This is a genomic window from Actinomycetota bacterium (assembly GCA_028698215.1).
Classification (GTDB): domain Bacteria; phylum Actinomycetota; class Humimicrobiia; order Humimicrobiales; family Humimicrobiaceae; genus Halolacustris.
Genome location: JAQVDY010000019.1, coordinates 1 through 17,465, shown reverse-complemented (window position 1 = coordinate 17,465; position 17,465 = coordinate 1). Strand labels below are relative to the sequence as shown.

At 42.5% G+C, this 17,465-nt stretch carries 18 protein-coding genes; 15 read left to right on the top strand and 3 right to left on the bottom strand.

All coding sequences use genetic code 11. The features are described 5' to 3' along the window. Window positions 1-4 precede the first annotated feature (4 nt). The 5 genes from PHN32_06520 (at window position 5) to PHN32_06500 (ending at window position 4,520) form a co-directional block, all read left to right on the top strand. Window positions 5-1,324, top strand: a complete 1,320-nt coding sequence (locus PHN32_06520; GenBank protein MDD3777243.1) for an FAD-dependent oxidoreductase — start codon at window positions 5-7, stop codon at window positions 1,322-1,324. After that, window positions 1,321-2,094: a hypothetical protein gene (locus tag PHN32_06515; GenBank protein MDD3777242.1), complete on the top strand. Its 774-nt coding sequence runs from the start codon at window positions 1,321-1,323 to the stop codon at window positions 2,092-2,094. Before PHN32_06520 ends, PHN32_06515 begins: the two co-directional genes overlap by 4 nt. Window positions 2,095-2,157: 63 nt before the next feature. Continuing rightward, a complete protein-coding gene (locus PHN32_06510; GenBank protein ID MDD3777241.1) occupies window positions 2,158-2,883 on the top strand; it encodes a DUF72 domain-containing protein in 726 nt (241 codons plus the stop codon). Window positions 2,884-2,923: 40 nt separating this feature from the next. Then, a complete protein-coding gene (locus tag PHN32_06505; protein MDD3777240.1) occupies window positions 2,924-3,322 on the top strand; it encodes a thioesterase family protein in 399 nt (132 codons plus the stop codon). Between the two features lie 7 nt (window positions 3,323-3,329). Then, window positions 3,330-4,520, top strand: coding sequence for a glycosyltransferase (locus PHN32_06500; GenBank protein MDD3777239.1), 1,191 nt, complete (start codon window positions 3,330-3,332; stop codon window positions 4,518-4,520). A 1-nt stretch (window position 4,521) separates the two neighbouring features. On the opposite strand, the gene PHN32_06495 is transcribed toward PHN32_06500, so the two are convergent. Then, window positions 4,522-5,154, bottom strand: coding sequence for a glycerol-3-phosphate acyltransferase (locus PHN32_06495; GenBank protein ID MDD3777238.1), 633 nt, complete (start codon window positions 5,152-5,154; stop codon window positions 4,522-4,524). Window positions 5,155-5,237: 83 nt separating this feature from the next. Here PHN32_06495 and zupT point away from each other — a divergent pair, with 83 nt between their 5' ends. Next, complete coding sequence (zupT, locus tag PHN32_06490; protein MDD3777237.1) at window positions 5,238-5,999, top strand: zinc transporter ZupT; 762 nt, start codon at window positions 5,238-5,240, stop codon at window positions 5,997-5,999. 155 nt (window positions 6,000-6,154) lie between these two features. Beyond that, on the top strand, window positions 6,155-6,751 hold the full coding sequence (locus tag PHN32_06485) for a GNAT family N-acetyltransferase (GenBank protein MDD3777236.1): 597 nt from the start codon (window positions 6,155-6,157) through the stop codon (window positions 6,749-6,751). Here the strand turns inward: PHN32_06485 and PHN32_06480 are convergent. Both PHN32_06480 and PHN32_06475 read right to left on the bottom strand, forming a co-directional pair. Continuing rightward, window positions 6,746-7,198: an N-acetyltransferase gene (locus tag PHN32_06480; protein MDD3777235.1), complete on the bottom strand. Its 453-nt coding sequence runs from the start codon at window positions 7,196-7,198 to the stop codon at window positions 6,746-6,748. The genes PHN32_06485 and PHN32_06480 overlap by 6 nt on opposite strands. 63 nt (window positions 7,199-7,261) lie before the next feature. After that, window positions 7,262-8,122, bottom strand: coding sequence for a DegV family protein (locus PHN32_06475; GenBank protein ID MDD3777234.1), 861 nt, complete (start codon window positions 8,120-8,122; stop codon window positions 7,262-7,264). A 299-nt stretch (window positions 8,123-8,421) separates the two neighbouring features. Between PHN32_06475 and PHN32_06470 the strand changes: the two genes are divergently transcribed. The 8 genes from PHN32_06470 (at window position 8,422) to PHN32_06435 (ending at window position 17,457) form a co-directional block, all read left to right on the top strand. Continuing rightward, on the top strand, window positions 8,422-9,291 hold the full coding sequence (locus PHN32_06470) for a 4Fe-4S binding protein (GenBank protein MDD3777233.1): 870 nt from the start codon (window positions 8,422-8,424) through the stop codon (window positions 9,289-9,291). Window positions 9,292-9,312: 21 nt separating this feature from the next. Then, the gene (locus tag PHN32_06465; protein ID MDD3777232.1) at window positions 9,313-9,573 is read left to right on the top strand and encodes a 4Fe-4S binding protein; all 261 of its coding nucleotides are present in this window, start codon (window positions 9,313-9,315) and stop codon (window positions 9,571-9,573) included. Window positions 9,574-9,603: 30 nt separating this feature from the next. Next, window positions 9,604-10,638: an NAD-dependent epimerase/dehydratase family protein gene (locus PHN32_06460; GenBank protein ID MDD3777231.1), complete on the top strand. Its 1,035-nt coding sequence runs from the start codon at window positions 9,604-9,606 to the stop codon at window positions 10,636-10,638. A gap of 534 nt (window positions 10,639-11,172) precedes the next feature. Beyond that, complete coding sequence (locus tag PHN32_06455) at window positions 11,173-13,026, top strand: diguanylate cyclase (GenBank protein ID MDD3777230.1); 1,854 nt, start codon at window positions 11,173-11,175, stop codon at window positions 13,024-13,026. 48 nt (window positions 13,027-13,074) lie between these two features. Further along, complete coding sequence (locus PHN32_06450) at window positions 13,075-14,553, top strand: hypothetical protein (protein ID MDD3777229.1); 1,479 nt, start codon at window positions 13,075-13,077, stop codon at window positions 14,551-14,553. A gap of 3 nt (window positions 14,554-14,556) precedes the next feature. Beyond that, window positions 14,557-15,651, top strand: a complete 1,095-nt coding sequence (locus tag PHN32_06445; GenBank protein ID MDD3777228.1) for a diguanylate cyclase — start codon at window positions 14,557-14,559, stop codon at window positions 15,649-15,651. 4 nt (window positions 15,652-15,655) lie between these two features. After that, window positions 15,656-16,207: a PH domain-containing protein gene (locus tag PHN32_06440; GenBank protein MDD3777227.1), complete on the top strand. Its 552-nt coding sequence runs from the start codon at window positions 15,656-15,658 to the stop codon at window positions 16,205-16,207. A gap of 35 nt (window positions 16,208-16,242) precedes the next feature. Continuing rightward, on the top strand, window positions 16,243-17,457 hold the full coding sequence (locus tag PHN32_06435) for an MFS transporter (protein ID MDD3777226.1): 1,215 nt from the start codon (window positions 16,243-16,245) through the stop codon (window positions 17,455-17,457). The last annotated feature ends 8 nt before the right edge of the window (window positions 17,458-17,465 follow it).

Sequence of the window (17,465 nt, the reverse complement as noted above, 5' to 3'; positions counted from 1 at the left end):
TAAAATGGAAAGAATAGATTATTTGATAATAGGGAACTCTGCTGCCGGTATTAATGCTGCGGAAGCCATTAGGAAGCATGATGTTAGAGGAAAGGTTTTAATACTGACCGAGGAAAGCAGCATTAACTATTCCAAGCCACTCATAACCTATTATTTATCGGATAGTATTCCCTTGGAGAAGGTTTATTACCGGGACCAGGATATATACAGGAGTAACAGTTTTGATTTAAAGGGGAATACCAAAATTGTTGGCCTGGATACGGATAAAAAGGCAGCAGTGGCTGCTTCCGGGGAGAAATTCTACTTTCATAAGGCCTTGATAGCTGCCGGGGGCAGACCAATTGTGCCTCAAATAAAAATAGCAGGCAGGCCTAAAAAAACAGCAGTAAACGGCAGCCTGGCTAATATGTTTACCCTGTGCACCCTGGAAGACGCCCGCCGCATAAAGGAATATATTTATGCCCACCGGGTGAAAAGGGCAATCATCCTAGGGGGAGGCCTGATCGGCTTAAAAGCTTCGGAAGCCCTGCTAAAGTTAGGCTTATCCATTGACCTGGTAGAATTATCAGACAGGATTTTATCTGCTACTTTTGACCAGGAAGCTTCATCTATAATTGAAAATAAAATCAGGCAGCAGGACAGCCAGATATATACCAAAAACACTATAAATAAGTTATTTGCAGAGGGTAATTTAGTAAAGAAAGTCCAGCTGGCAGACACCACTGTCCTGGACTGCCGGCTGCTTATAGTGGCAGTAGGGGTTAGGCCTAATACCTCCTGGCTGGAGGGCAGCCCTGTTAAGTTGGGTAAAGGGATACAGGTAAATGAACAAATGGAAACCACGGTTCCCGGTATTTTTGCTGCGGGAGACATAGTAGAAGCTTTAGATATGCTTAACGGGGAAAAAAGGAACATTGCCATATGGCCCCTGGCTGCGCTTCAGGGGAAAACCGCGGGGTTAAATATGGCAGGCCAGATTAGCAATTATGAGGGGGGTTTCTTTATGAATTCAGTAGAAATTCTAGGGGTATCTTCCATATCCATGGGTTTGACCGGACTTGGGCCAGGTCCGGAAGTGGAGGTGTTAAGCCAATTTAAGCCTGACCAAGACTATTACCGGAAGATCATCATTAGAAAAGACAGGGTAGCGGGAGCCATCATGGTGGGAAAGATAGACAGGGCCGGCATATATGCAGGCTTGATTAAAAATAGTATAGATATCAGCAAGGTAAAGGAAAATATAATCAGGGAAGATTTTGGCTTGATCCAGCTTCCGGCAGACTACCAGAAACACCTGGTAACCGGGGAGGGAATAGAGGTATGAATAACAGCATTGATGCAAAAAATTTAAGCTGCAGGGAGCTTAACAGCCGGGTTAAAAAAAGGTTGGAGGATTTTTCTTTACTTGGTGAAGATATAGTTTTAACCAATGTCTGCGGGCAGCGCTATATAGGGGACGGCATACAGGCTGCTGCCAATATAAAAGTGCAGGGAATAGCCGGAAATAACCTGGGAGCGTTTATGGATGGCCCTACCATTGAGGTATTTTCCAATGGCCAGGACGGAATAGGAAATACCATGAATTCAGGCAGGATAATAATCCACGGAGATGCGGGAGATATACTGGGGTATTCCATGCGGGGCGGAGAAATCTATATCAAGCATAATGTGGGGTACCGATGCGGCATACATATGAAATCCTACCAGGGCAAGGTCCCGGTTATTGTTATTGGCGGCAGGGCCGGCAATTTTCTGGGTGAGTATATGGCGGGAGGCATCATAATAGTGCTGGGACTGGATAGTGAAAGGGTAAACCGCAACCCTTATTTTTTCTATCACTCCGGGGCTGCGGGAAGCTATGTTGGCACTGGAATGCACGGGGGGAGCATATTTATAAGGGAAGATATACCTGACTACAAACTGGGAAAGGAAGTAAAAAGGCAGGATCTTCAATGCTCGGACCTTGAGCTTCTAGATAACCATATTGCTAATTATTCTCATTATTTTGGCCTTAAACTGGATATAACGGCCGGCCAATTCTTAAAACTTGCCCCTTATTCCCACCGCCCTTACGGTAAGCTGTATGCTTATTAGCGGTTTGAAAATAACCGGGTATTGATGTTTAATTAAATTAAACCACAGCAAAAAGGATAAAAATTGCCTGCCGGTAAAATTTATATAGGTACCTCAGGTTATAGCTATCCCGGCTGGAAGGGTCAGTTTTATCCCCGGCACTTAAAGCCAGGGGACTGGCTTTCCTATTATTCCAGCCAATTTAACACGGTGGAGATAAACAGCAGTTTCTATGGTTTGCCGTCCAAGTCCAATTTAAAAAAATGGGCAGGACAAACCCTCCCATCCTTTGTTTTTTCCTTAAAGGCTTCCCGTTATATCACCCATTTCAAAAAGCTAAACCAGCCGCAACAGGCCCTGGCCACATTTCTGGATACTGCCAGCACCTTGGGGAAAAAAATGGGCCCCGTACTGTTTCAGCTTCCCGCTAATTTTAGCCGGGATATTGAACGGCTTAAAATTATTTTAGGTTTGGCCCGGGGTTTTAAATTTGTATTTGAATTCAGGCATGACAGCTGGTTTGAGCCGGAAGTTTACCACTGGCTTCAGCGAAAAGGGTGCGGTATGGTTATTTCCAGTGCCCCCTGTTTTCCCTACCACGAACAGGCAACAGGGGATATCCTCTATATCAGGCTGCACGGGGAGCAAAAATTATACCATTCTGCCTACAGCCAAGAGCGCTTACTGTATTTTGCTGCCATGATAAAAAAGTACAGCAGCCAAGGAATAGAAACATACGCTTATTTTAACAATGATGCCCTGAGCCATGCTTTCAGGGATGCCCTCCGTTTAAAACAGCTGCTGCTATAATGCCCTTTACTAAGGCTAAGAAAGACATTAGAATTAGGTTATGTTGAATTTTAATTTAGAGCCTGGTTTGACTGCCCAGGCCAGGGTTATGGTAGACAGCAGCAATACTGCTATGGCTTACGGCAGCGGAGTGGTAGATGTATTTGCCACCCCGGCTATGATCGCCTTGATGGAAAAGGCGGCTATCCTGGCAGTGGACCGCCACCTGCCTCCGGGCTGGGTTACGGTAGGGACCAAAGTGGAGGTAAAACATATTGCTGCTACCCCTGGAGGAATGAATGTTACTGCCAGTGCAGAGTTGCTGGAGGCAGAAGGGCCCAAGCTGAAGTTTAGGGTGGAAGCATATGATGCCAGGGAAAAAATCGGGGAAGGCATCCATTACCGGTATATATTGGACTATAACCAGCTTAAACAGAGGGCTTTGGATAAATTAAAATGAACAAAAAATGGAACTATTAATATTCTATCAATATGCCGTGCTCCTGATTCTTTGCTTAATCCTGATTAACTATATTGTTAATTTAATTCTGTTTAGGAGGGATACACCAGCCTATAATGGTTTTTCCCTGACCACCGAAACTCCCCTGGTATCCGTCCTGGTGCCGGCCAGAAATGAGGAAAGCAATATCAAAAGGTGCCTAAGCTCATTGCTTAAGCAGGATTACCCTTGCTTTGAAGTTATAGTTTTGGATGATAACTCCAGTGATAGAACCTATAAAATTGCCTGCGCCATAGCCTTAAAAGACAGCAGGCTAAAAGTGCTTAAGGGAAAACCTCTGGCCCATGGTTGGCTGGGGAAAAGCTATGCCTGCTGGCAGCTGTCCCGGGCGGCAAAGGGCAGTATACTGGTATTTACTGATGCCGATACTTTGCATTTTAAACATTCTGTTTCCCGGGCAGTAGCTAATCTTTTAAGGGGAAATTATGGCGGAATTTCCGTATTCTGCCACCAGATTATGGTCTCTATCCATGAAAGGATGATGGTACCCTTTGGAAATTTCATGATACTATGTTTTTTGCCCCTGATACTGGTAAAAACCACCAAAAGCCCCCTGTTTTGTACTGCCATCGGCCAGTATATGGTGTTCAGGAAAGATGTCTATGAGCATATTGGGGGGCATAAAGCCATAAAAAAAGAAATACTGGAAGATATTCATATAGGCAAACTGGTAAAAAGGGCGGGATACAGGTTTATGGTTTTTGACGGCAGCAAAGATGTTTACTGCAGGATGTATAAAAATTTAGATCAGGTAAAAAAAGGTTACAGCAAAGTGCTGTTTGCCGCCTTTGATTATAATTTTTATAATTTCAGCCTGGCTTTTATCATGATAGGGGTTTTGTTTTTAATGCCTTTTATCTTTTTACCCCTGGCGGTGCTGCTGGAATGGCCGCAGGAGCTGGTCAATATACTTATAATGCAGGTTTTGACCATATTCTTGATGAAAATAATTTATGCGGTGAGGTTTAAGACCAAGGGTGTGGATATATTGCTGCACCCGGTGTCCATAATCTACCTGTTGTCTATTGCCTGTCTCTCTTTCTATAAGTGCCGGTTTGGAGCAGGGCTGTTCTGGAAAGACAGAACCTATGATGTAACTGACGAGCAGGACCTAAAGCTGATAAGGAATGCCAAATAACCTACCTTATCTTGGGGGTAAACAAATCCCTAAGAGTCTTTTCTTTCCTGAATTTAAAATTGGCTGGAAATGGTATGGAGCGGTTTACATATTTGGGGATGATGATTATAAAGAGAAGCAGCCAGAAGATAATATATATGCTGGAGCTATAGTAGAGCAAAAAGAAAATAGTAGCAGCGCTGATGCCGCTGGCAACTCCCCATATCATATTTTTAATAATTATCAACCCTAGCAGGATACCTGCCCCGAAGGCCAGCACTGACCAGGGGTTGATAGCTAAAAGCAGGCCCAGCAGGGCAGCCATTCCCTTGCCCCCCGTAAATTTTAGGAAGGGAGAGTAATTGTGGCCGGCTATTGAAGCACAGCCGGCTGCTAAGGCTAAAGGCAGGGAACCTGTATATCTTAGTATGAAAAAAAAGGGGAAAAACCCTTTGGCCAGGTCAAAGAACGCTCCCAGAATCCCCCATGTCTTGGATACATTGAAAGTAAGGTTCCAGCCCCCAGGATTTTTATCCCCTATTTGGGTCAGGTTTTTTTTCTTAACTTTGGCTATGAGATAACAAAAGGGTATAGATCCCAGGAGATAGCTTATTGCTATTAACGCTATATTTCTAATTATTAATATAGTGTCCATATTAAAATTATATAAAATTATTTTTCTTTTATCACTATTTTATCTATTATTTATAATAACTATTACTAAATACCATAATTGTAATGAGCGATGTAGTCAAAGCTTTGCTTTTAACCACAGTAGCCGGTTTTTCTACGGTGATAGGCAGCTTATTGGGCTTAATACCCAAAAAGCTAAGCGATAGGTTTTTCAGTTTCGTACTGGGCTTTACGGCGGGGGTGATGATAGGGATTTCCTTTTTGGAGCTTATGCCTTCAGCTGTGGAGGAAATAGGATTTTTAAAATCAAACCTGCTGTTTGTAGTAGGTTTTGGAGCTATGTTTCTAATTGATTTTTTAATCCCTCATGAATATATCGGCCAGAACGACGGTATACCAAAGCAGGCTGACCAAAAGCTGATGAAGACCGGCATTTTTGTAGCCTTAGGTATTGCCATCCATAATTTTCCGGAAGGCATGGCTACCTTTTACAGTGCTTTAGTTGATGTAAGGCTGGGGATAGCCATTGCGGTGGCCATAGCCATACATAACATACCGGAGGGCCTGGCTGTTTCCGCTCCCATATATAAGGCCACCGGAAGTAAAAAGAAAGCTTTTTTATGGTCATTTTTATCTGGCGTAGCAGAGCCGGCCGGTGCTTTGTTTACAGCTGCTTTTCTACTGCCTTTTTTAAATGCGCAGGTTCTGGGAATGGTACTGGCCGCCATTGCCGGGGTAATGGTATTTATATCGATAGATGAACTGGTGCCGGTGTCCAGGTCATACGGGTTTGAGCACCTGCCGGTACTGGGATTTATAGCAGGTATGATAGTTATGGCAGCCAGCCTGTTGTTAATAGGAAAATAAACCAGCTGCTGCCCCTTTTGCTGATTAAAAAATCTAAAAACCCATTGTTTGCAGCAGGTACCGGACAATTCCTATTGGCTACCATTTCCGGAATAAGGTATATTGGAAAGGCAGGAACTATGATATTAAAAATAAGAGACAGGTAAGAGTATTAAATGAAAGACAAGGTTAACCTGGTAAAGGGGCTTCCTGCCCGCTACAGGAAACAGCTGGCCCAAACCTATTATGATGCGTTTGGCAGTAAAATAGGAATTATGCTCAAGCCCCAATCTAAAACTATTAAACTGCTGGCCTCAGCTTTAAACACGGATAACGGTTTCTATGCCCTTAAAGGCCCCAGGCTGGTAGGCTTTTTAGGGTTTGAAAGCAAAGGTAACGCTTATTCTGATTTTAATTACCGTAATTTAAAGCAGGTATTTGGCTTTTGGAAAGCTGCCCTGGTATCAGTGATATGGCAGTTAGCCGCCTACCGGGGCCTTAAACCGGGACAAGTTCTAATTGATGCCTTCGCCGTAGTAGAAGACCAGAGAAGCCAGGGGATAGGCACCGCCCTGTTTGAAGCCTTTTTGGATTATGCCGGCCAATGCGGTTACGGGGAGGTTCTGTTGGAAGTAATTAATACCAATACCAGGGCCAGAAAGCTTTATGAGGGTTTGGGTTTCAAGCCGGTTAAGGTCAGGAAATATTTTGGCCTGTCTCCCTTGTTGGGATTTTCTTCTTCTATTACTATGTCCAGAAAAGTCCAGCTATAGTTTTAATTCCATTAAATGGCGGTCCTGGCCGGGACCGTATTGGTCATGGCTTAGCTTGATAAATTTAAAACCATTTTTTTGGTATAGTTTCTGGGCTGGCTGGTTATGGGGGCTTACAGTAAGCCCTACTGTTTTTATTCCTTCTTTTTTTAACTTCTGCAGCACTTTCTTAAGGAATTGGTTTCCCTGTCCCTGATGCCGGTAGTCTTTACGGATATGGAAAGAATGAATAAAAGCGGCAGCGCAATCATTCCAGTCCCTTAGCAGCAGGCATATGCCTAAAAGGTCCCCCTTGTGGTCTGTAGCAGTAAATACTTTTCCATATTTTATTATTACCGGCAGCCACCACCTGTTGGCTGCAGCCTGGGGGCCAAAACTATCTATCTCCATGGCTTCCATGGCTAGAACCAGTTTATTATCGTTGTCAGTTACGGTATTTACCAACATGTCATTAACTTTATTTTTTTTAATATTTATAATGTTAGGACAAAAATGATTTAAATAACAGGGTTAAACTAAAACAGGGATTGCGGCCAGGCCTACAATGGTGGGGCCGGAATGAGTTCCGATAACCGGAGTTATTTCAGTAAAAATGGTCTCTGCAATATGCAGGGATTCCTCCCTTTTTAATATCTGGTTCAGATCATGGGCTGCATCCAGGTCAGAGCCATAAAAGATAGATAAGGTGATACTGCCCCGGTTCCCGTATGCAGTTTTTAAGTTTTGGGCAATTTGTTCCAGAGAGCTTCCCCTGGTCCTGCATACTTTGGATACTTTAACTTTTCCCTGGTCCATAACAAATACCGGCCTTACCTTTAAAGCCATGTTAAGCAGCCTTTTTAATCCGGAAACCCTCCCTCCCTTAAGCAGGTATTCAAAATTTTCTACTGTAGCTAAAAAAAGGCTTTTGCCTATCAAATTGTTTATGCTCTTTTTGATTGCTCCTGCCTCCTTGCCTTCAGCAGCCATTCTAGCTGCTGCCAGTACCACCAGGCCCAATCCCATGGTTACTGACTTGGAGTCAAAAACTTCGATTCTGGTCGTTTTAAAGCTTTTGGAGGCAATATGGGCAGAATCAACGGTATTAGATAGTTTGGAGCTTATATGTATGGATAGTATGGTATCCACCTTTTGGTTCTCTGCCAGGTCTGAATATATAGCTAAGAAATCTTTGGGGTTGGGGGCGGAAGTTTTTACTTCGACCCCTTTTTCAAGCAAGCCATATATCTGGTTATTGGTTATATTGATTTTATCTTTGTATTCCCGGCCGCTGTAATGGATATAAAGGGGGGCAACACTTATATTGTATCTATCTAACAGCTCTTCAGGCAAGTCAGCAGTGCTATCCGTGACTATGGCTATTTTTTCCATAATGATTTTTTATTGGTACTATCTAATATTAACGCTTATTGCTTAACCACATAAACTTGATAATACTATTTTATTATAAAATCTATAAAAAATCACTCAGTTTAAAGCCTTTACCCCAGCTGTGATGGATCCTTTCTGGAAATATTAAAGGGCTTAAGTCCATTTGAATCCTTGATTTAATGAAAATATTAGATTATTATTACTGAAATTTTAGTACTGATTATATTCCTGTATTGATATTTTATTTTTCTATTAGTATATAAGCTGAATAGTAAATCTTAATACAAAGGACTTTCCAAATGTGTGAACTCTGCATGAAACACGGTGCTGGGAAAAAATGGTACCTTAATGCCAAGCATTACTCTGATGAGATTGTAGAAAAATATAACCTGCGTGATTATCTTATGGAGCAGTACGTAAACTTTGAGCAAATTTCAGTAAGGAAGGTCCATGGCTTCAATGGCGTAGGCCTTGGATACAAACTGAGAATTCCGGTAATTGGCAGGATCATAAAGCATGCTGCCCAGAACATGCTTCACAACACTAAACCGCCTGCCAATCCCCTTAGGGCAGAAGGACATATCGGACAGGTAGTGCCCCTGGAAGACGGAATTGCCATATTAGAGGAATGCGCCGCAGAGCCCATGATAAATAAAAACTGCATGTGCAGGTATATGGCCCGTGGTGAAAAAGAAGCCTGCTGTATAAATTTTGGAGTTATGTCAGAGATACTGGAAAAACTGCCTCGTTTTATTCCCGAAAAGGATAAATTCCATCTAACCAGGCAGGAAGCCATTGAAAGATTTACGGAAAATAATATGAAAGGATATATAGGCACTATATGGTTTGGGCCTTTTCCCTATATCAACAACCTATGTTCCTGTGCCAATCCCGAATGTGCGGGTATCCGTCCCCGGGTTGATTTTGATATTTTTTCAATTTATAAAGCGGAATATGTTATACAGCTGGACAGGGAGAGATGCTCGGATTGCCAGATGTGTGTATCCAGGTGTCCTTTTGGCGCCCTGGAATTTGACCGCTCTAAAAAAGAAGTCAAGCTGGATATCAGTAAATGCTATGGCTGCGGCGTATGCAGGCATTTCTGCCCCAATGATGCTCTTTTCCTTATGCCAAGAGATTCAATCCCTGAAGTCTGCGGAAAATATTAGTAAACTATTGGTTCAAATACTATGTATGGGAAAAAAATTAAGATATCTATTGATTACAGCAAATGCGGGGATGGTATAGGGGTTGACCCCAGGGATTGCTGCAAATGCCTTCGGGTTTGCAAACCGGCAGTTTTCCTGCTCCACCAAACCATAGGGGCGGAACAGAAAGATCCATATGACCCTGATAAATGGAGAGTAACTGCCCTATGGCCATCTTTATGCACTCTTTGCCTGGATTGTGTAAACCAATGTCCAGAAAATGCAATATCAATAGGGAATTAGGAATGTATTATTTTAACCAGGGGGCATTAAGTGGCTGCAAAAAATGGTTTTAAGAAATGTGTAGTTATTGGCGGTTCAGGAATGCTCGGCTTCGAGATTGCCAAACAACTCTACTGCCGGGGGAAAGAAGTAACCATACTTGATTTACTTCCTTTCCATGATAAGCGCTTTAAGGGATATATTGGCGATATTAGAAATCCTGGGGACATAAGGAAAGCCTGCAAAGGTGCAGACATTGTTTTTCAAACCGCAGCTGCGGTTTGGGATACAAGCACTCCGCCCAGGGTATATGAAGAGGTAAATGTGCAGGGCAATCTCAATGTAATAGAGGCTTGCCGTGAGCTGGGCATTAAAAAACTGGTTTATTCCAGTACTATAGATGTAGTAGTGGATGGAAGAAAACCGATTGTAAATGGTGATGAATCACTTCCATATCCTGATAAGCTTCCCAAAGATCATTACTGCAGGACTAAGATCATAGCAGAACAGATGGTGGTTAAGGCAAACAATTCCCAGCTTTTAACCTGTTCCTTAAGGCCGGCCGGCATGTATGGGCCTGGTGATAAATACCACCTTACCAATATTATAAAAGCCGCTATTGGCGGCAATAATTTTAAACTGGGCAACGGCTCTGCCAGATTCAGCCATATATATTCAGAAAATGCAGCATATGCACATATACTTGCTGCTGAAAACCTGTACCAAGGCTCACCAGTTTGCGGCGGTATTTATTTTATTACCGACCATCACCCTGCAGAAAACCTGTTTGACTTTATGAAGCCGCTTTTGGAAGGCCTGGGATTAAGGCCTCCCACTAAATCAATCCCTTACCGGCTTGCCTATGCATTGGGATGGTTAAATGAAAGAATAAATCCAAAATCTGTATTTAATACATTTTCTATTATACAAACCTGTATTGATCATACATATGTACATGATAAAGCTACCCAAGATTTTGGTTATAAGCCCATAGTGTCCAAGGAAGATGCATTAAACAGGACCCTTGAATGGTTTAAGGAAAACTGGAATAACTTATTTCCTTCCCACCAGAGGAAAGATCTATAAGCAGGAAGAATGCTGTGTATCAGCAAGGCTTTAGATCTTACCCAGAGGCAGAAAATGTTTAGAGAGCAGATGAAAAAAAGCCTCCTGGAAGTTTAATAAAAATAATCCCGGCCAGGTTAGTAGGAAAATGGTATTAAACTTATGTATTTCCTTTAGGCTTGCTTCAAGAGCTGTCCCCCTTATTATAATAAAATGCTGATTCCCCGGCTCTTCTGCAGGTTTGGCCGTATTATTGATTGATTTAGCCGGTAATAGTAAGCCTGACATCTAACTTAAGATGAAATTATCTTTAACCTATACTTCCTGCCTGATGTATTTTTGTGGCCTGTCATTAAATATCTTGTACCTGGGGGCAGCGTTTAATGGATTAGTTTATTGCTGTATTTCTATTATGCTTTTAGGAGTTATTAAAACGAGAATTATAAAAATAGTTTTTAGATAGTGAAATATTGTGGTTTAATGATATATACCTATTATCTAATTCAGCCAAACAATGTACAATATATATAGTTTTTGATTATATATTTTCTAAATATGAAAAAGGTTTTATTAATAATTGCCGTTCTGTTGGTTCTTATTGTTTCCCTTGGCGCCTGCTCGTTAAAACCAGCTAAAATTGAAGTAAAAGAAGGCTATACCTATTTAAAAAACATAAAGCTGGAAAAGAATATGGCCAAGCTGGACGGCGGATGGGAATTTTACTGGAGCCAGTTACTTGGCCCAGGCCAGATAGATGCCAATATGGATCAAGCAGAAATAGTGTCCCTGCCCCACAGCTGGAATGATTTAGGTTATCCGCTGGAAGGTTTTGCTACCTATAGGCTAAAAGCAGTATTGGACCCTGATTTAACCTATGGCCTGAAATTAAGCGGGATTGCTACTGCCTATAACCTTTTTATAGACGGAAAGGTTGTTGGATCCAAAGGCAGGGTAGCTTCCAGCAAGCAAGATTCTTTTTCCAAACTGGGGGTAGATATCTATGCCTTTAAACCCCTGCAGGAAGAAACAGAAATAATAATCCAGGTTTCCAGCTATTCCTATTACCAGGCTGGAATAATCAATAGCATCAGTATCGGGAGCCTTTATCAGCTGCAGCATGGCGAGCATAACAGATTTGCTTTGGCTATGATTGTTAGCGGGATATTGCTGGCTATGGGCATATATCATCTAGTATTTTTTGCATTCAGGAAAAAAGACTATTCCAATATTTTATTCAGCATTGCCAGTTTTTTTGTATTCATGCAGACCTTGTTTGAAGAAAACCATTATTTTAGCGCTCTGTTTCCAGGATTGAGCCTCCAGGCAGAAGAGAGAATACAAACAACTTTGCTGATACTAATACTGCCGGCGATTATAGCGGCCATTTATCAAATATTTGGAAGGCCTTTTTCCAAGCTTATCCTTTATTTCTTTTGCTCTTTTTCAATTTTGGCTGCTCTGGCCAATATTTTTATTCCTTTTGGTGCTTCCAATCCCATCTGGTATTTATACGGCCTGAGCATACTGGCAGCTACCGCTTTAATTATCCATGTGCTGGTAAAAAACATTGCTGCTAAAAAGGGAAGGGCCTGGCTTTTGCTGGCCGGTACATTATGCCTGGCTGCAGCAGTGGCCCATGACTACTTAGTGGATTACAGGATAATAGAATCCTATAAGTTGTTTTCATTAGGATGGGTAGTTTTTCTGGTAATGGTCTCCATCATTATTACCAATCAGTATTCTGAAGGAGCCAGGAGAGCAGAAGTTTTATCAGAAGAAATCACGAAGAAAAATATTGACTTAAAGCAGGCCTATCAACAGGTAGAAAAAAAGGTAAGGGATAGGACCAAGCAATTAAGCGATGCCAGAAAGGAGCTGGAAAAAGCCAATCTGCAGCTGCTGGAAGATAAAAAAATGCTAAGGATACTTTCTATTACCGACGGCCTTACCGGCCTGTATAACCATAACCATATAATTTCTGAGCTGAAAAGGGAAATAAACAGGTCCAATCGTTATGGAGGCTATTTATCAGTCATTATGCTGGATATAGATCATTTTAAAGATATAAATGACCATTATGGTCATCAGCGGGGCGACCAGGTGCTAAGCTCCATAGGCCGTATAATTAAGGAAAGCTTAAGAAAGGCGGATATAGCGGGAAGGTACGGAGGAGAAGAGTTCCTGATTATTATGCCGGAAACAAAAGTGGAGCAAGCTTATTTAATAGGGGAACGGCTGAGAAAAGAAGTGGAATCTTATGGCTGGAATTTAGATCATTTCCAGGTTACCATCAGTGGAGGAGCAGCTCAATATCATCCCCAAATGACCTATGAGGATTTATTGGGAAATTCTGACAGGCTGCTGTACCAGGCCAAAGAGAGAGGCAGAAACCAGATGCAAAAGGAATAGATAAAAGGGGTCAATTGGTATAGAATTTAGTTAAACAAGGGGGGCTAAATGGCAGTAAAATTAAAACTATCTAAAAAACAGCAGCAACTTATTAATAAGAAATTTAGCAAGGACGGCAAAATAGAATGCAGGATTTGTGGAAAAAAATGGGGAAGCAGCTCCGGGCTTGATTACCATTATATCGCTCCGCCATTAGCCCTTGCATCTGATGGCCTGGATAATATTGCAGTTGTATGCAAAAGCCATAAGAAAGACTTAAAGAACCTGTCAATACTGGAATATGAGGGATGGAAAAAGATGGAAGAGTTCTTTTCTACCAATAAGCCCAGGAAGCTGGATGATGTGCTCCAGCAAAAAATAGGTAAGGATACCGGGCTTGCGGTCAAGGTTAATATAAATGATTCCCAAGAGATGCTGGAACTGGACCTGGATGATTGTAAGTACCAGATACCGGTGTCGGTTTGCCCTTCCACCGGTTACCGCTATTTCTATGCTGTTCTTCCTGCCAGATACCTGCATAATGATATAGAGCTTCAGCCCCGGCCCCTGGAAATGAAAAGATTGTGGGAACTTTACCAGCACCTTTTGGTGCACAGCCAGCTAACCCCTTCCGTATGCAGGCTAAAGAAAAACCGAATACTGCTTTTTGACGGCCAGCATAAGACTGCTGCCCAGATATGGGCCGGGAGGACCGATATTGAATGCAAGGTTTACCTGGATCCTGAAGTAAGAGTATTAAAGGAAACCAATCTCATTGCCCATGACCGGCTGCGCCAAATGCCTTTTTTCAGCTCGGTGCTCATCAATAAATGGGCTGATTTGTTTACGGAAGAATGGCATCAGTATTTGGGCACATCTGGAGAAAAATCAGAGGCAGGTTTTGTATCCTTTTTGGTCCAGAGGGGAAAGAAGAAGCCAGAGGCTACCAATATGATTGCCAGCAATATTTATGACAGCATACTGGAAGATGAACAAAACCGGTTTACCCCCTATATCAGTGACTACGGCCAGCCGGATCAGGGGGTAGTGAGCCTGGGCCAGCTGAAGCAAAATTTATTTAAGAAATTTATAGCCAGGCCTCCCCTTAAAATGGATATTGAAGATTCGGATGAGCTGAGGGAGTTAGAGAGGGAAAATATGGTAAAATTGCTGAACCTGATACAGGAAGCCACCATAGGCCAAGACCAGGATAAAACCTCCCATATCTATTCCCAAGGCCCCATGAGGGCCTGGTCTACCTTGGTAAGGGACACCATTGCCCAGCTGCTGGGCTTATATGACCAGGTAGAGAGGAAAACGTTATTGTTAAGGGATATAAGTCCTGAAGACTGGGATATTATTGAAGAAAAAATCAACAGGTTGTTTGGACACCGGGTATGGTCTGAAGAAAACGAAAGGGGCATTGCCAGTTTCAGCAGCAGCAAAGAAGATGAGGTAATTGATTATTTAAGGACCAGGGGACTTAGTGTTAGATGGATATTAAGTGATACCGGTACCAGGGTTAATATCAATAATTTTGTGGATTAGACAATGCAAGATAAGGAAAAATTTGAAGAACTGATTTGGTACATGCAGTTTTTAGAACAGATTTCTATCCGGATACAAGGATTAGAAGCAGAGGAAGAAATCTACCAGCTTATTAATTCTGAATTTTCACAAAATAGCCAGGGCCAGTATTTGGTGGGGCTGCTGATGCTTACCCCGCAAAAAGATAAGCTTAGGGTGATAACCTCCATCGAAGATAGAAATATCCATAAAGCGGAAAAAATTGCAGGCATCAAGCTTTCCAATTTCTATATTGACCTAGGCAAGAGCTCCATTTACAGCCAGGCGGTAAGAGAAGGGCGTACCATACAAACTTCATCTGCGGATATAATGAAAGAGCTTTTTCCCTGGCCGCTGGCTAAGATCCTTACCAACGTTTTGGGTCTGGAAAATAATTTTCCCATTATTTCCCCTATTTATGTGCAGCAAAATATCATCGGGGCCGTCTCCCTTAATACCTGCCATCTGGCAGATTACCTGATTCCTTCGGTGCAAAACCTGGCCATGCACATATCTGCTGCCGTAAAATTTGCCCGGGAAAAACAAAGGAGGTTAAAAGCAGAACAGAAGCTGCTGGATATGGCCTATTATGATAGCTTAACCAGACTGCCTAACCGGTCCCTGTTTATGGACAGGTTGAAAGTAGCTTTAAAGCAGGCAGAGCGAAATAATTGGCAGGTGGGGGTAATATTTTTAGACATAGATGATTTTAAACAGATAAATGACAGCAGGGGTCATTTGGTAGGAGATCAGCTTCTAATCAGTGTAGGGCAAAAATTAAAAAGCCTGGTAAGGGCTGAAGATACGGTAGGAAGGTTAGGGGGAGACGAATTTCTGGTACTGGTGCATGAAGCCAGGCAGAAAAAGGGTATTCAGAAAGTGGCCCAAAAGATACTTAAGGCTTTCAGTGTTCCTATAGATACTGGATCAGAAAAGGTTCAGGCAACTCTCAGTTTAGGTATAGCTGTCTTCCCGCAGGACGGGCAAAAGAGCAGTGACTTGATAAAAAAGGCTGATAAGGCCATGTATGAAGTAAAGAACAAGGGTAAGAATAATTATCAATTCTATCAAGGGGATTAATATTATGTTAACCAAACCCAGCCCAAAATTAAAAACATTATGGTATATAGTATGGGTTATATGGGCAGTCTTAGGTATTGCTGCCCTGCTGACACTAATGATATTGGTGGATATGATTGTTTTTGGAATATGTCTGGGGGCATGGTTACTGGTGATAATAGCCATAGCCTTCTGGATCCCTGCAGCTTACCGGGAAGCTGAATATAGTATAGACAGCAAAGGCGCTTATATGAAATGGGGCGTAGTATGGAAAAAACAGGTAACTGTTCCCTACGCTAAAATTACCAATGTCGATATCACCCGGGGAGTTCTGGAAAGAGGATTGGGCATAGGTACCGTGCATCTGCAAACTGCAGGCGCAGGAGGCCAGCAGGGGCAGAAGGCGGAACTGAAGCTGCCGGGTATCCAGGATTTGGATGCCACCAAAAACCTGGTGTTAGGCCAGCTCAAGTCTGCCGGCCCTATAGAAGTCCCGGAAAGCAGTGTGCAGGATATTTTAAGAGATATCCTGGACCAGGTAACTGCCATATCCTCTAGCTTAAAAAATAGGAAATGATACAGTAAAATTATATAGAACGGTAGAAACTGCGATTGTCCACACACAGTTCAGGTACAACTAAATCCAAGCTTATGCCTTATTTGGCTGAATTCCCAAATTATCTGACCCTGCTTATGTTTTCAGCTTTCCTGCTGGGTCCCAGTACCATACTTATTGAAATTGCTGACAGCTTTAACACCACTCCTGCAGATTTTAGCCTGGTGTTTACCTTTTTTATGATAGGATTGATAGCAGGGCAATTGACTTCTAATTTTTATGCCAGGTTTATAAGCAGGATAAACCTGGTTTCTGTGGTATATGCAGTATTGATAGTCTTGGCAGGGATCATGTATTTTAATTCCAACCTGTACATATATTACCTGCTGTATGCCCTGTCCGGTTATGGTTTGGGAATTATAAATATCATAGCCAATCAATATATACTGAGCAGCCCTGTCCGCAACAAAGCCAAGATACTAACTATTGCCTCCGTTTTCTTCCCCATAGGAGCCATACTTTCTCCCTTACTGTCTCTTTCTGTAGTAGATAACAGAGCCGGTTTTAAGGCCATATATTTGGTTTATATGGGCATGTTCCTGTTAATATTTATCCTATACCAGGTGGTTACCAGGAACAGGGCTTATCATAGTAATGATATCCGCCGCAGCCCAATTTCTTTAAGGCAGACCCTTAAACACAGGGGTAAGAACCTGTTTTTGGCCGCTGCTTGCCTGGCTATAATGTTCTATGCGATAGCGGAAACAGTGCTGTCTACCTGGGCTCCCACTTTCTTCAGGGAGGCCAGGGGTTTAGACCCCCTTAATTCAGGATTATTGCTAACGGTGTTTTGGATAGTGCTGATAATAGGAAGGCTTATCCTGAGCCAGTTAACAGACAGGATAAAGCCTTTGATTATAGTCCTGGCCCTTACCGCAGCTGCCAGTATAGCCATGGTGGGTTTGCTGTTAAGCCATACCAGGGCAGCCATATTTGCCTCTGCAGTGGGCACCGGCCTGGGCTTTTCTGCCATTTTCCCCCTGTTGGTATACGTAGGGAGCCAAAGCTATCCCCAGGCGGTAAATGGACTGCTTCCACTTTTATTTATTTCAGGTACCTTGGGTAATGCCCTGGCCCCCTATATGGTTAGCACTGTGTCTAAGGCCAGTATGGAATGGTCTTTATGGCTGGGTTATTTGTTTGTATTGGCTACCCTGGTGCTGGCCATGGCCATGTTTGTTTACAGCAGGAAAAAGCTAAACAGCCATTAGGACTGTAA